Annotated in this window: 16 protein-coding genes; 6 read left to right on the top strand and 10 right to left on the bottom strand. The window is 44.3% G+C overall.

The features are described from left to right. Positions 1–2 precede the first annotated feature (2 nt). Complete coding sequence (locus V7R39_RS05900) at positions 3–689, bottom strand: histidine phosphatase family protein (protein ID WP_334029255.1); 687 nt, start codon at positions 687–689, stop codon at positions 3–5. 325 nt (positions 690–1,014) lie between these two features. Here V7R39_RS05900 and V7R39_RS05895 point away from each other — a divergent pair, with 325 nt between their 5' ends. The 3 genes from V7R39_RS05895 to V7R39_RS05885 are packed head-to-tail and all read left to right on the top strand — an operon-like array spanning position 1,015 to position 4,320. After that, positions 1,015–2,259: a hypothetical protein gene (locus V7R39_RS05895; RefSeq protein ID WP_334029253.1), complete on the top strand. Its 1,245-nt coding sequence runs from the start codon at positions 1,015–1,017 to the stop codon at positions 2,257–2,259. Positions 2,260–2,270: 11 nt separating this feature from the next. Beyond that, a complete protein-coding gene (locus V7R39_RS05890; protein ID WP_334029251.1) occupies positions 2,271–2,726 on the top strand; it encodes a hypothetical protein in 456 nt (151 codons plus the stop codon). After that, positions 2,719–4,320, top strand: a complete 1,602-nt coding sequence (locus V7R39_RS05885) for a GGDEF domain-containing protein (RefSeq protein WP_334029248.1) — start codon at positions 2,719–2,721, stop codon at positions 4,318–4,320. The genes V7R39_RS05890 and V7R39_RS05885 overlap by 8 nt, the downstream gene beginning before the upstream one ends. 11 nt (positions 4,321–4,331) lie before the next feature. Here the strand turns inward: V7R39_RS05885 and V7R39_RS05880 are convergent, their stop codons facing one another. Both V7R39_RS05880 and V7R39_RS05875 read right to left on the bottom strand, forming a co-directional pair. Continuing rightward, positions 4,332–4,973 carry a DsbA family oxidoreductase gene (locus tag V7R39_RS05880; protein ID WP_334029246.1) on the bottom strand — a complete coding sequence of 214 codons (642 nt, stop codon included), beginning with the start codon at positions 4,971–4,973 and terminating at the stop codon, positions 4,332–4,334. A 161-nt stretch (positions 4,974–5,134) separates the two neighbouring features. Continuing rightward, positions 5,135–6,046: an SGNH/GDSL hydrolase family protein gene (locus V7R39_RS05875; RefSeq protein WP_334029244.1), complete on the bottom strand. Its 912-nt coding sequence runs from the start codon at positions 6,044–6,046 to the stop codon at positions 5,135–5,137. Here V7R39_RS05875 and hemN point away from each other — a divergent pair. After that, positions 6,023–7,468 carry an oxygen-independent coproporphyrinogen III oxidase gene (hemN, locus tag V7R39_RS05870; protein WP_334029241.1) on the top strand — a complete coding sequence of 482 codons (1,446 nt, stop codon included), beginning with the start codon at positions 6,023–6,025 and terminating at the stop codon, positions 7,466–7,468. The two genes, V7R39_RS05875 and hemN, sit on opposite strands and share 24 nt — an antisense overlap. Here the strand turns inward: hemN and V7R39_RS05865 are convergent. The 7 genes from V7R39_RS05865 to moaB all read right to left on the bottom strand — a co-directional run bounded on the left by V7R39_RS05865 (position 7,455) and on the right by moaB (position 12,423). Continuing rightward, a complete protein-coding gene (locus tag V7R39_RS05865) occupies positions 7,455–8,732 on the bottom strand; it encodes an ATP-binding cassette domain-containing protein (RefSeq protein ID WP_334029238.1) in 1,278 nt (425 codons plus the stop codon). The two genes, hemN and V7R39_RS05865, sit on opposite strands and share 14 nt — an antisense overlap. Continuing rightward, positions 8,729–9,460, bottom strand: coding sequence for a molybdate ABC transporter permease subunit (gene modB, locus V7R39_RS05860; protein WP_334029235.1), 732 nt, complete (start codon positions 9,458–9,460; stop codon positions 8,729–8,731). The genes V7R39_RS05865 and modB overlap by 4 nt, the downstream gene beginning before the upstream one ends. Further along, positions 9,448–10,473: a molybdate ABC transporter substrate-binding protein gene (modA, locus tag V7R39_RS05855; protein WP_334029233.1), complete on the bottom strand. Its 1,026-nt coding sequence runs from the start codon at positions 10,471–10,473 to the stop codon at positions 9,448–9,450. Before modA ends, modB begins: the two co-directional genes overlap by 13 nt. A gap of 62 nt (positions 10,474–10,535) precedes the next feature. Then, on the bottom strand, positions 10,536–11,009 hold the full coding sequence (locus tag V7R39_RS05850; protein ID WP_334029230.1) for a molybdenum cofactor biosynthesis protein MoaE: 474 nt from the start codon (positions 11,007–11,009) through the stop codon (positions 10,536–10,538). Between the two features lie 2 nt (positions 11,010–11,011). Next, the gene (locus V7R39_RS05845; RefSeq protein ID WP_334029228.1) at positions 11,012–11,272 is read right to left on the bottom strand and encodes a MoaD/ThiS family protein; all 261 of its coding nucleotides are present in this window, start codon (positions 11,270–11,272) and stop codon (positions 11,012–11,014) included. 67 nt (positions 11,273–11,339) lie between these two features. Next, complete coding sequence (gene moaC / locus V7R39_RS05840; RefSeq protein ID WP_334029226.1) at positions 11,340–11,867, bottom strand: cyclic pyranopterin monophosphate synthase MoaC; 528 nt, start codon at positions 11,865–11,867, stop codon at positions 11,340–11,342. A gap of 49 nt (positions 11,868–11,916) precedes the next feature. Beyond that, positions 11,917–12,423: a molybdenum cofactor biosynthesis protein B gene (gene moaB / locus V7R39_RS05835; protein WP_334029224.1), complete on the bottom strand. Its 507-nt coding sequence runs from the start codon at positions 12,421–12,423 to the stop codon at positions 11,917–11,919. Positions 12,424–12,562: 139 nt separating this feature from the next. On the opposite strand from moaB, the gene V7R39_RS05830 reads away from it, so the two are divergent. Then, positions 12,563–13,333: a HesA/MoeB/ThiF family protein gene (locus V7R39_RS05830; RefSeq protein WP_334029222.1), complete on the top strand. Its 771-nt coding sequence runs from the start codon at positions 12,563–12,565 to the stop codon at positions 13,331–13,333. Positions 13,334–13,387: 54 nt separating this feature from the next. Then, a complete protein-coding gene (locus V7R39_RS05825) occupies positions 13,388–14,053 on the top strand; it encodes a trimeric intracellular cation channel family protein (protein WP_334029219.1) in 666 nt (221 codons plus the stop codon). Positions 14,054–14,158 lie beyond the last annotated feature (105 nt).

Below are 14,158 nucleotides of genomic sequence, written 5' to 3'. Positions count from 1 at the left end.
GTTTAGCTATAGGTAATGGCGTGTAACCTGTCAGTCACATCCAGGTGAGGTACGCTATTGAAGTTGTTTAAGTGAACGCCTCGCTTATTAGCAAAGCATTGTGAAAAGCTGGCATTGCGTATTTGCAAATTCATGTTGATAACCGTTGCAGAGTTGTAGCCTAAAATATGTTTCAGCATCATCGCGATAGCGCCGCCAGAACTGACCACAAGTACGCGTTTTGCATCGCTATTTTGCAAACGTGTGAGCATTGAACCTACACGCCCTTCAAATTGCGCCCATGTTTCATCGAGCAACCCGTGCTCTAATTCATCTTGTGACCACGCAAGCATGGCTTTTTTCAATAAGCGATAGAATTCAGCGGGTGATGCTCCCTCAGGTACTTTATCTTCAGGGAAACGACTAAGATACGCAGCAGCTACCGCCTGAAAGTTAAACTCGTTAAGTGCACAGTCTCGTGTAGCCTCTGGCAAATACTTCCCTCCAGCGGATAACCCTTGTGCAATACCCTCGTGAGTTTCACGGTGTCTTACCATGTCTCCCATAAAGACGCTGTCGAACTGAATGTCGCGATGGTGGAAATAGTCACCTAACCACACGGCTTGCTGTGCGCCTAGTTCGCTTAGCTTGTCGTAATTCGCCTTACCGAAAGACGCCTGTCCGTGACGAACTAAATAGATATCTGTCATTACACGCTCTTATGTTACCAATATGTTAACCATACTAAGAAAACTAGTTGCATAAGTTTAATTGATATTTTGAATGGGAGTTCATCATGTGAAGCTATTCAGACATAACTGAAATTGGCTTTAGCGGTTTACTGAAATAAATAATAAAAAACAATTTTTTAAACTATGGCAATTCTGCGGTTATCTTACCGATGAGGTTATGCTGCAACAGACGCCGATTATTTAGCTTTCTTTGTTTCTCTACTATGCTTACTAAACTTTACATTATAAAATTTGAGCAGGTATTCACGTCAGTAAGGATGGGCTTAGAAATGGGGACACATAAATGTTAAATAAGCAGTTTTTCGTTTTTGCGTTTCTAATGAGTTTACTGGCGACTCGCAGCGTTTTAGCAGAGCAAGGAAAACTTGAAGTTAGCGGGTTTGGTGCGCTGGCCACAGCAACGGCTGACACTCGCACTTATCAATTTCGCAACGACCGTTCTCAAGCAGAGATTGCTAAAAAGGATGGTTTAGCTTTCAAACCACTAAGTTTGATTGGCGTACAGCTTGACTACAGTGTTTCAAATAACCTCGATTTTGTTGGGCAATTTGTTTATCGAGCGCAAGATGAACAGAATTTAGACTCAGTGACACAAATGGCCTTTCTTAGATACGATATCACGCCGTCGTGGCAATTAAGGGCCGGAAGACTTGCAGCTGATATATTTCACTTCAGCGACACCAGAGACGTTTCAATTGCCTACCCTTGGGTAAAAGTACCTACCGAGGTTTATGGGATCGTACCTGCCAGAAGTTTTGATGGCGCTGACATTAGCTATTCAAGGCCTTACACAGATTTCAACCTATTGGTAAAAGCGTTTTGGGGCCAAGGTGAGAGTGACTTCACTAGCGACGAATACGACCCAATTACGTTTAATGACTTGCGCTCTATTGGTGTTGAGTTCGTGGCTTTTGATTGGAGCGTCGCATTAAAACACACGTTAACTGAGGCGAAAAATGATAATTCAGACTCGGCGTTTATTGCGACAACGGTTGCCCAATTACAACCTTTTTGGAGTGGCGCCACCGATTTTGCTAACTCATTAAGTTTGCGCGGTGCAACCATCCAATACACATCGTTATATATGAATAGGTACCTGGGTGATTGGGAATTATCAGGCGAGCTCTCCCATATCGATTCTGATTCACTTGCATTGAGACATTCCTTAAACGGCTTTTTAAATGTTAGCTATTTCTATGGTGCGCACACGTTTTATGGTTTGTATTCATTCGCACAGTCAGACACTTATTTTTTAAATGAGGCGCAGCCAGATTTTCCTATTAACCCCAATACTGCTGAGTTAGCCGTTTTCATTGAAGAAGTGGGAAGTACGCTGGCACACAATCAGCAATCATTTTCCATAGGGTGGCGCTGGGATTTAAAAGAAAACCTCGCCTTTAAAGTACAAGTCGAGCGAACCGATATCGAAGCAAGAGGTGGCGGTCTTAGGGCAAGAGAGGGTTTAGTTGTAAATAGTGAAGATGGCGTTGCTCATACCCTGCTACTCGCGTTAAGTTTTAGTTATTAGGGGGCAAACAGATGAATCTATATCGCCTCCGCTTTATTGCGATTGCAACGATTCTCGCACTTAAGAGTGTTCATTGTTTTGCTTATGTCGCTGAGAATGTGCCAAGTAAGATAGTGGTTGTCACAAATCACAATAATGATATTCACGTGTTGGATAAAAAAGGTCTAATTAATTTGTTTATGGGTAAATATTCTGCGTTTCCAAATGGTGAACAAGCAACGCCTATCGATGTTGAATTAGATGAAAAACTTAAATCGCAATTTTATCAAGCATTAGTGGGTTTGCCCCTTGCGCGGGTAAACGCCTACTGGTCTAGGTTAAAGTTTTCAGGACGTGTGAAGCCACCGGCAATAGAACAAACCGTTAATGATGTTAAAAGACGTTTAGAAGACGATGAGTCTGCCTTAGCTTATATTTATGAGTCGAATGTGACTGACAAAATGAAGGTTGTGTATCGCTTTGATTAATATTCATGGATTGGGCTTTCGACTGTCATTAATTTTAATTGCTGCGGCTATGGTGGTAGTGTTAACCACGGCCGAGTTTTTTTATCGCGTGACTTACGAGAATGAAATAAGTGAGGCGAACCATGACATCGAAGAGCTCTACCGTACCGTAAGTGCAACCGCTTCCATAGCCGCTTTTTTGGAAGATGAAGACCTCGCCAAAGAAGCGATTAATGGTTTGGTAAAAAGTGAAAAGATTCTTGCTGCCTCTATTAAAAGCGACGCTTTGTATTATCAGCAAAACGTAAATGAAGCCATAAACCGAGACACAGAGCCCCGTGTGTTTGCAGTGCGAAACCCCTTTATTTCGGAAGAATCCGTTGCTGAAGTCAATGTATACCCAAACTTTGACCACATTATCCAACAAGCCAAAAAAATAAGTACCGATAATAGCTATGCGCTTTACGCTGAAGCTTTGGTGGTCTGTATTGTTGCCTTGTTTATCGCTTACTACATAATTATTGCTCCCATGCTTCGCGTGGGGCGTTCGCTTCATGAGATTACACCTGGCACCGCACAGCGCATTGATGTACCTGACTACCACTCTCGCAGTGAAATTGGTACGTTGGTGAACGACACCAACCAATTGTTAAGAAAGGTTGAAGAGCAGTTTTCACAAGAAAGGCAATTAAGAGAAGAAATTGAGTTTTTAGAAAAGCGTTTTAGGATGCTGTTTGAAAATGCAAAATCGGCAACGGTGCTAATGACTGAAACTGGCACCATTGAACTTAACAATAAGGCGTTTACCGATTTAGTTGAGAGAATAGGTATAGAGGCAAAGTCGGATTACGGCGAGTTGTTGGGCGAGCTGTTTGAAAATCCTTCCGCCATGAAAGGAACGCTACTGGAGTCATTTTCTCGCAATGAGTTTGCAACGGGCGAATTCAAACTGAAGTCGGCGAATAAGAATGTCATTTGGGTTCAATTAATTGCCAGCCCATTGATCACTGAAGATGGCGAGCGTTTTTATCAATTGACCTTGAACGATATATCAAGCCGAAAACATGAATTACAGATGCTGGCTCTGCAAGCCGACTTTGACTCACTGACCGGAATTTACAATCGTAATGGCGGTGAAAAGCTGATTTCAAAGCTGATCAATAAGGACCATCACTTTGCACTTGCGTTAATAGATTTGAACGGATTTAAAGCGGTGAACGATATTTATGGGCACGACGCAGGCGATAAAGTGCTTATTTTTGTATCTGAGCAACTTAGGGATAAGATCCGCAAAAATGACATGGCAATTCGCTGGGGGGGGGATGAGTTTGTTTTGCTGTTGCAAGCCGAAGACGAAGAGTCTGTGAGAACGGCCATATCAAAAGTGAATGATGCCATTAAGAAGCCGTTTTACTTTAATAGCGAAATTACACCTACCGTTATAACTATGAGCGTTGGCGTTGCGTTTTACCCCCGTATGAGCCGAGATATCAATACACTAATAAAGCTTGCGGATATCGCGATGTACAACGCTAAGCAAAATAAAATAGCGGCGCCAGATGACTATCTTATTTTTGCTCAGCCACACTCTCAGGAAAAGGGTGATAAGGCTTAAACCCTCATTCGCTATTGACTCGCGCCGGCCGCCTCTTTGATGAAAGCGGCTAGGGTTTCGGGGTCTTGTGCGCCTGCTACGCCCTGATTGCCAATGACAAACGTCGGAACGCTTTGAATTCCGCGTTGCATCCATGCCGTTTCTAGTTGCCTCACCGAATCGCTGTAACGCTCGTCGGCAAGTACGTCTTTAATGGTTTGAACATCAAGACCAATGCTGCTGCCCTCCTGAATAAGAATATCTGTATTATTGATATCTTTTCCTTCCGTAAAATAGGCTTCAAACAAACGCATTTTCATGGGAACCGCTAAGCCCATCTCGTCGGCATAATGAATAATCTGATGGGCCTTGAAGGTATTTTGCATGGTAGCGTCATCGGCAAGATTAAACTCAAAACCAATTGTTTTACCAACATCGATGAGGCGCTGCCTGTTTTCACTGCTTTGTGCTGGAGTAATACCGTACTTTTCTATAACGTGCTCACGCAAGTTCTGCCCTTCTTCAGGCATCGCGGGATTAAGCTCGAAGGGATGAAACTTCACCTCTACATTGATGTTATCGAGTTGTTTTATTGCCTGTTGCAACCGCTTGTAGCCCACAATACACCAAGGGCACACAACGTCAGACACCATATCAATTGTAATTGTTTGCATTTTTCCTCCCTTAAAATTCACGACACTTCAATAATTCAAGGTACGGCATGTGATAACCCTCCTGCAAGTGCACAGCGCTATTTACACGTCATAGATGTGTAAATAGAATAATTATTGCTATGTAGACCAAGACGTGTAGATCACTTTACTCATTCGGCCTTTTAGTGAGCTCGCCTGTTTTCGCCCTCAACAACCCTGTTTTGCTCTTTTTTAACAAGCGTAACAATCTGGTCAGCCCACAATGCATACCCATCACTCGAAGGATGGAAACCGTCTTCAGCCATCAGTTCAGCTATCGCTTCGCCCTTCACATTAAATACATTAAGCTGAAGTAGCCTACTAAAGGGCAATATGCCTATGGAACTTGCTAATACGCGATTGAGCAATGACGCTCTTTGTCCCAGCATAAAGCGCAATGGTTGAGGGATGGCGGGAAACGCATGCATGGGTGGAACCGCAGAATAAATAACTAGGGCTTGTTGAGATTGCTTACATAAAAATTTGTGCAGCAAAAAACGATGAATTTGTCGAAGATTATTGCGCCATGTTGTTAAATTTGTGAATCTTGTTACATCATTCACCCCAATGGAAACGACAACCACCTGATACCGGCAGCTTTGCTCATGCTTAAGCAATGTAATGAGATCGCTACTCGCTAGCCCCGTGCGGGCATGAAGGGTGATAGACACTGCGAAAGACTCGCCGAGTGATTGCGATAGCGCATGGTACAGCTTACCAGTTAGCGCATCAGATTGCGTACTTACGCCAACGCCAGCTGCTGCTGAGTCACCTATCACCAGTACGTTAAAGGGTATTTGCTTACCTTTGGGCTTGTGGTCTGAAGGTTCGCTTTTAAGCTCTCGCGCACCCGATGGCTCTGGTAAGCGAAGGGTTTTCTTACGAACCCATATAGCCTGAAATATGATAATTGGCAAAATGACTAGCAAGCCAATATTAAGCGCCAAAACATTGAACCAGATCAACTCACCGCCTTCCTTGTATTGATAACATACTGTTAGTTTTCTCTCATCGGTAAAAGAAGAAATGTCATGGCCGCAAATGATGTAAGCCAAGTTGTAAGCCCGCAAGCCCTAAGCCCGAATAAAAACCAAAATATAAATCAAATTATAGGGCCAGCAAGCGAGGTAGACCTAACTACAATAGCAAAATACGCAAAACATGCACCGCGCTATACGTCTTACCCCACTGCGCTTAACTTCGCTCCAGTAAACAATGACATACTTCATATTGCAAATAAAAACACACAGGCTGAAGCTTTAAGTATTTATGTGCACATCCCATTTTGTCAGACACTTTGCTACTACTGCGGATGCAATAAAATTGTGACTAGGCACAACAGCAAAGCAGACGAATATCTCGACTACATCGAAAAAGAGCTATTAAGCAAGTCACATCTGTTAGCAGAACGACAGGCTGTGTCGCTTCACCTAGGCGGCGGCTCTCCTAGTTTTTTAAGTGAGCAACAGCAAGCCACTTTAATGACAATGTTAAAAAAGTACATTACCTTTGATGCTCAAGCAGAAATAGCCATTGAACTAGACCCGCGAAACGTGGACGTTCCCTACTTAAAGAATTTGAGAGAGCTCGGCTATAACCGCTTAAGCTTTGGATTACAGGATACCGATTACCAAGTTCAGCAAACAATAAATCGAGTTCAAAGCACGCTTCACATCGCCAACTTAGTATTTGAGGCAAGAAATTTAGGTTTTAGCTCTATTAACTTAGACCTTATCTATGGCCTACCTCATCAAAGCGAAGACACGTTTAGAACCACAATAGCAGCCACGAAAGCCATGTCACCCGACAGAATCTCGCTGTTTAGCTATGCGCATCTGCCAGAACGGTTTGCCGCGCAGCGTAAATTCGGTGAAAACAGTTTGCCAAATGCAGAACAAAAAGCAGTGCTTTACAATATTGCGGTAACTGAATTTGAAAAAATTGGCTATGAAATGATTGGCCTTGATCATTTCGCTAAAAAAGCAGACCCACTCGCTAAGGCAAAAAACGCAGGCCAACTGCATCGCAACTTTCAAGGCTACACCACAAAAGGAGATGCAGATTTAGTAGGCTTTGGCGTGTCTGCTATTAGCACTGTAGGGAACGCCTTTGCACAAAACCCAAAGCAATTAAAAGACTATTACGAGCAACTTAATAACCACAGGCCCGCTGCCGTTATCGGGTTGTCACTTTCTAACGATGACCTTATTCGAAGAGATGTAATATCAAGCCTTATGTGCAATCTATCGCTGACGAAAGACGCTATTGAGGGTAAATACGGCATTACTTTTGACGACTATTTTGCCATCGAGCTCGACGCGCTGCGACCGCTGCAAAAAGATGGCCTTGTGCTGCATATGAATAAAGGAATAGTGGTGCCAGAAAGTGCAAGAATCTTTATTCGTGCCATTTGTGCAACCTTCGATGCTTATGTAGACTCGACTAAAAATATGACCCGCTTTTCTAAAGCAATTTGAAGCGCGCAATTACGGGCATATTTTTAGCGAGTTGAAGGCGACTTGCTGATAGCGTACTGATAACCGCATACAGTACTGTTTGCTCGTTCTCGCTCATGTCATTCTGGTTGATAATACGAAGATTAAGCAACACTCGACCGCTCTTATAATTGTCGAAATGGGTAATATCTTCTATCACACAGTTAAGCGAATTCAATATGCTTGATGTGGAATTTTCAGTCATTGCTGCCGTATTTGTATCGATACTGACTTCACTTGCTTTTACCGCTAATCGCACCTGGCCGCCAGCGGATAGCGAATTATCAATCTCGTTTTTATCTGCTTGATTAGGTTCACACTCACTGAAGCTTGCGACATAAGCCCTTGCGACATTAGCCCTTGCTACACTGCATCTTGCTGCAATGAGCGATTTTTGGGAGACGTACAGCCGCTGCCCGCTAACAATGACTTGATACACCGTATTCTGATCTTTTTCTTCAACATCAGCGGCGTTTTCATTAAGCATCTCTTGCTCAGGACGGGTAGTCTTTCCAGCGTTTGTGTGAGTACTCTCTTCAGAGTGGCTGTCTAACGCTGCTTCAGCCTTACATTCAACAACGCCATTGAGTATGGACGAAGGGGCATGTATAGCCCCGCCTTGGTGCATATAGGGAACAACGCTATCTACATTGCCTACGGCTTTTATTTTCCCATCAGAAATGTAAATTATCTCGTCACTCAATAACAAAAGCTCATCAATGTCATGGGAAACAACAAAGCATATAAGTTTCGATACCGCGCACAATTGGCGTAAAAAAACGTAAATGTGCCGTCTGGTTACAGCATCTATCGCGCTGAGTGATTCGTCGAGCAGCAGAATCTGAGGCCCGTTGACTAATGCCCTTGCAATAGCCACCCGCTGGGCTTCACCGCCAGACAAGGTCGCAATGGGTTTTGACAGTAGGTGCTCGCAGTGACACCCTTTTATCGCCTCATTAATGGAAATAGCATGCTCACTGGCATGACGGGTTGCAAGCTGTAAATTGCCCTCCACATTCACATGAGGGAACAATAAGGGCTGTTGGAATACAATACCAATTTTTGGCGAAACATTGCTCCATTTAGCCTGGGTTAACGCGCCTTTTTCAAAACCTGCTATGCAGCGCAACAAGCTGCTTTTACCCGCACCGGATGGACCAGTGATGCCGATAAATGACGAGGAAGCACGCAGTTCAACCCGGCCTTCTATTCTGCTTGGAAGCAATACCTCAAACGCCACACTCATCGTTTACGCTCCAGGTCTATATTTCTAGTACCACTTGAGGGGTCTACGCCACTATTGAAGCGATAGAGTATCGCTAACACAATAAAGGAAAACACAAGTAGTACAAAGGACATCACATGGGCACGCTCATACTCTAGTGCTTCAACGTGCTCATAAAGTGCAATGGAAAGTACCTGGGTTTCACCCGGTATGTTGCCACCAATCATGAGTACCACCCCAAATTCACCTACGGTATGAGCAAAGCTAAGCCCAAATGCCACCATGATTGGTGCTTTGCAAAGAGGCAGCACGATACGATAAAAACTTTCTAGCCGTGAAAAACCAAGAGAGCTCGCTACCTCAAGATACCGTTTATCTAGCTGCACGAACCCACTGTATAAAGGCTGAAGGGCAAAGGGCAGTGAATATATTAACGAGCCAAGCACAAGCCCCTGAAAGCTAAATACCAATGTACTGCCTGTTAATGCCAACCACCACTGCCCCAGCGCACTTTGGGGTGAGAACGCGATGAGCAAATAGAAGCCAAGCACGGTGGGTGGCAGTACCAGCGGCAATGCCAACACAGACAGAACCAATGATTTTGCCTTGTGTTGCCAGTTCGCCAAAAACCAGGCAAGGGGCATAACTATAATCAACAATAAGACACTGGTGACTAACGCTAGCTTAAACGTGAGTATGACAGTATTTAACATTTCAGCATTCACCATATCGGCATCTACATACCCCATGAATTAGCAACCATTTTGCCAATGTGATGTGTAGCGCGAGCATGAGTGTGATGATGACTCATTACACCTTCATACCCCCAATCACTCAGTGATGATTGCACTGACGAAGACAGTAAATACTGCACAAAAAGACTCGCCGGTTTGATGTGGGCTAACGATTCAGTATTTATTACCTCATCCACGCCATTTATCGAATCAAAAATATTTGGGCTTAAGGCAGCGGCATCGTTGTCGTTAATGGCTAACGATTGCACTATGGGAGCGTGTAGGCTTTCATCAATAAGAGACCAGTACATTGTTTGATGCGAGCCAGTTGATCTATAAGAGCTACCTGTTCTATCGAAGTCAGCTGTTTTTTTGAAAATTGTACCTGATGTTGGCGCTGATACACTCTCAAGGCTCTCATTCTCACTGTGACTGCCACTATTACCCTCACCTTCGGCAAGCACTGTAGAGTATGCGACTAACGCACCTTTTACATTGCCTGTAATCACGTACTGATACGCTTGCAGCACATTCTTCCCTTTTACTAGCCTATCTTTAAAGGCATTCCACAATGACGTGTTGCGTAAAACTTGCTGTGCAGCCAGCCCATAAGGCGCTAATTTAGGGTTGGCAATAGCAAACTTACCGCTGGTTTCTGCGATAAAACGTTCAAGCGCTATTTTCGTCTCTGTACTGGCATTGGGTGTAATTAGGGCCAGTCGGCCCCGGGCAAAGGCTGTCACGTTATCGGGATGAATAAGGTTGTTCTTCGCTAGCATGGCGGGTCTTGCTGTGTCTGCAGAGAGAAAAACGTCAAAGCTCGCGCCGTGAAAAATTTGCGCGTAAAGGGTTCCGCTTGATGACGTTGTTATGGATACTTCGATGCCGGTAGTAGCAGTGAAATCAGATGCAATTGCCGCTAAAGGCTTCGCGAAATTTGCCGCAACCGCAATGTTAAGCCGTGGTGACTTTGCATAATGATCGTGAAAAACATTTGAAAAATTTTGCGCACTTTTCATGGTGGCCATTACGGAGCTTGAAAGTAACAAAAGTGCTGTTATCAATAATGTGAGTAAACGCGTTACTGCCCTCAACGCTCAGACATCCACTTTAGCGCAGCAGCGTCATCCGAACCCTTTGCTTCAACCCACGTGGAATTGTCGCCTTTAAACTCTTTTTTCCACAAGGGAACCGATTGTTTGAGCATGTCCATTAAAAAGCATGCGCCATCAAATGCTGCCTGCCTGTGCGCAGCGGCGCAGCCCACCCAAACAATTTGCTCGTTATTATAAATACGGCCTACTCGATGCACCGCACCGGCATTGGTAAGTGAAAAGCGCTCTATCGCTTTACCTATCAAAGTAGACAGCGCTTTTTCAGTCATGCCTGGATAATGCTCTAGCTCAATACCGTCAATATCACCACCGTTGTTAAAGTCTCTCACTAAGCCGGTAAATGTGACGATAGCGCCCGTATTACCTATCGTTTTAGCAGAAGCCTGTGATTGCAACTGAGCATATAATTCGCCCTGGTCGAAGTCTTGCTCTTGAATGTAGGCAAACATCTTCAGCCCCCGGTAACAGGAGGAAAAAAAGCAACTTCATCGCCCGGGCTCAACACGGTACTGATGTCACACAACTGCTGGTTTTTAGCCGTTAAAATGCTGCCTTCCAATGCAAGAGCCCAGTTTCTGTCTAACTCTCTTAACTGCGCTATAACGTGGGCAATTGTCGCCTCCGTATCGCTATCGACAACAACATCGATACTCAAGGTGGGCGTTTTAGAAATTTCACGGGTTTGTGCGAATGTTTTCACCGTTATCTGCATGCTGTTCCTATGCTAAATGAATGTATGCGCGCTTTACTGACGCCTATTGTGACGTTATCGGCATGTGTCACTGTTGACTTACTTCACTGCTCAATTCACTGCTCACTTCGCTGTTAGTCCAGTGGCCCGTTTTTCCGCCTTTCTTTTCAAGCACACGCACTCCTTCCATATGCATTGAAGGGTCGATGGCCTTGCACATATCAAATAAGGTGAGTAGCGCCACATTCACGCCGGTCAACGCTTCCATTTCCACACCTGTTTTACCGCTTAGCTTGCAGTAACAGGTAGCTCGTATACGCTTTTCTTCGGGCTGAACCTCAAAATTCACGTCTACTTTAGATAACGCCAGTGGATGGCAAAGGGGGATCAAATCGCTGCACCGTTTCGCGCCTTGAATACCGGCAATTCTTGCCACTGCAAATACATCACCTTTCGCTATTTTGGCTTCGCTTATTTGCTGGATAACACTGTCGCTAACATAGAGAAAGCCCTCTGCAGTTGCTTCTCTTTTTGTTACGCTTTTATCACTTACATCAACCATGTTTGCCTGACCACCGGCATCGATGTGGCTGAATTTACCCGAAAATTCGCTCATGCTGTTTTCCCGCTCAGGGCTGTTTTCCCGCCCAAGCCTGTTCCCGTATTCACAGGTTCACCAAGTGTTTAACGAAGTTACATGGTTTAAAATCCACATCTAACTGGCTAGCAATAATTCGCTCCCACCCAGTTCTACATGCACCTGTAGAGCCTGGCAAACAAAAAATCACCGTGTTGTTAGCAAAGCCAGCGACAGCTCTAGATTGAATAGTCGATGTGCCAATTTCTTCATAGCTTAGCTGGCGGAATAACTCTCCAAAACCATCAACCTCTTTGTCGAACAATACGCTAATCGCCTCTGGCGTGGAGTCTCTGTGGGTAAAGCCGGTACCGCCAGTTATGAGTATGCTATGAATGTTACTATTTGCAATCCAAGAGGACACTACGGCTCTTTGCTGGTAAATATCGTCTTTTACTAGCTCTCTAGCAGCAAGGTTGTGCCCTGCATCAGTCAATGCCTGAGTTAAATAATCTCCAGACTTGTCGTTATCAAGAGATCGGGTATCTGAAATAGTGAGTACGGCAATATTGAGCGGCTGGCTGACAGCAGACATATAAATTCCTAATTTGCTATGCGACATCGTGTCTGGCTTTGATAAAGTATAAACTTCCGTGAAACCAGCACAAATTTTTGTGAGTAGACACTGTATAAGGGTGTACCCCATGAATTCAATACTTAAGTTGACTTAACCTATGCGTAAAACACGACTCAGAGACCTGACTGACCAACAAGCGATGCGCTACAACCGCCATATTGTACTGCCAAGTGTGGATTTAGACGGGCAAGAGGCGCTGTTAAATGCAAAAGTGCTTATTGTGGGTATGGGCGGCCTTGGTAACGCCGCAGCCATGAATCTCTGTGCAAGTGGTGTTGGCACCCTCACCCTTATTGATTTCGACAGCGTAGAATTAACCAACCTTCATCGCCAAACGCTCTTTTCTGAAGTTGATGTCTCAAAAAGTAAGGTACACGCCGCGCAACAGCAACTTATGCAAATGAATACCGACTGTGAAATTCATGCCATTAATGAAGCGTTTGGCGAAGATCATAAAAGCCTAGTGACCTCCTGTGATGTGGTACTTGATTGTACCGACAACGCCACAGCTAGAGACCTAATTAACAAGCTTTGCTATTCCGAAGGTACGCCCTTAGTATCAGGCGCTGCTATTCGCTTTGAAGGACAGCTATTTGTTGCCATTCCCGGCAAGAGCCGCTGCTATGGATGTTTACGCCAGCTATTTACGGCGCCAGATTTGAGCTGTGTAGAGTCGGGAATATTTTCACCCGTCGCGAATATTGTGGGCACCTACCAGTCTTTACTTGCTATGCAGGTACTCATGCAATTTGACACAATACCATTTAACACTTTAATGACGTTTGACGCCCTAGAGCACGAGTGGCAACGCTGGCAGCTACCCGATACGACAGAATGTGACGTTTGCGGACCCGCTCACGCCAAGTAGAGCATAGAAATTGCATTAGCTGCTCATCGAAACACACTTATAAAAGGATGTTAAATGACAGCAGAATATTTTTTAGTGCTTGGCTTAATTGGTGTGGCATTTTTTGCAGTAGCAGGCGCATTGCTTGGCTACGAAAAAAATATCAGTGGCTTTGGCGTTGTAGTGGTTGCCACTGTTACCGCACTGGGTGGCGGCACACTACGAGATATTTTGCTGAGCAAGCCTATATTTTGGATTGAAACGCCGGATTATTTATACTCAACCTACGCTGCCATTATTGCTACGGTTTTGCTTATCCGCTACCTCCCCTCCGTCAACAATTACTATTTTTTGGTGGTAGATGCTATCGGCATGGCCATCTTTAATATTATGGGTATCGAAAAAGCACTCATTAGCGGTTCGGGGCTGGTGGTTGCCATTACAATGGGTATTACTACCGGAATATTTGGCAGCCTGATCCGTGATGTTATATGTCGGGAAGTGCCATCGGTAATGCGAAACGAACCTTACGCGTCAGCGTGTTTGGCGGGCGGTCTAGTCTATGCCGCCTTATTTAGCCAAGACATAAGCTACATATGGTGTATTTTAGGTTCTCTTATTACAACCATTTCTCTTAGGTTGGGCTCGCTACATTGGGGCTGGCACATCACTATCTTCAGAAAAAAAGATCGCGAAGTTTCACAAAAAGTGAAGTACAAATCAGCTAAACCACATCATTAACTAACATGTGTAGAAGATTGCTGTATCCCAAGATACTAAAAAGCCGGCACTAACAAATGATAGTGACGGCTTTGGTTAGCTTGTAAAAAACTATTTTAAAAGCGT

It is taken from the genome of Alteromonas sp. P256 (assembly GCF_036864455.1).
Lineage (GTDB): Bacteria > Pseudomonadota > Gammaproteobacteria > Enterobacterales > Alteromonadaceae > Alteromonas.
This window is presented reverse-complemented; position numbering and strand designations above follow the sequence as displayed.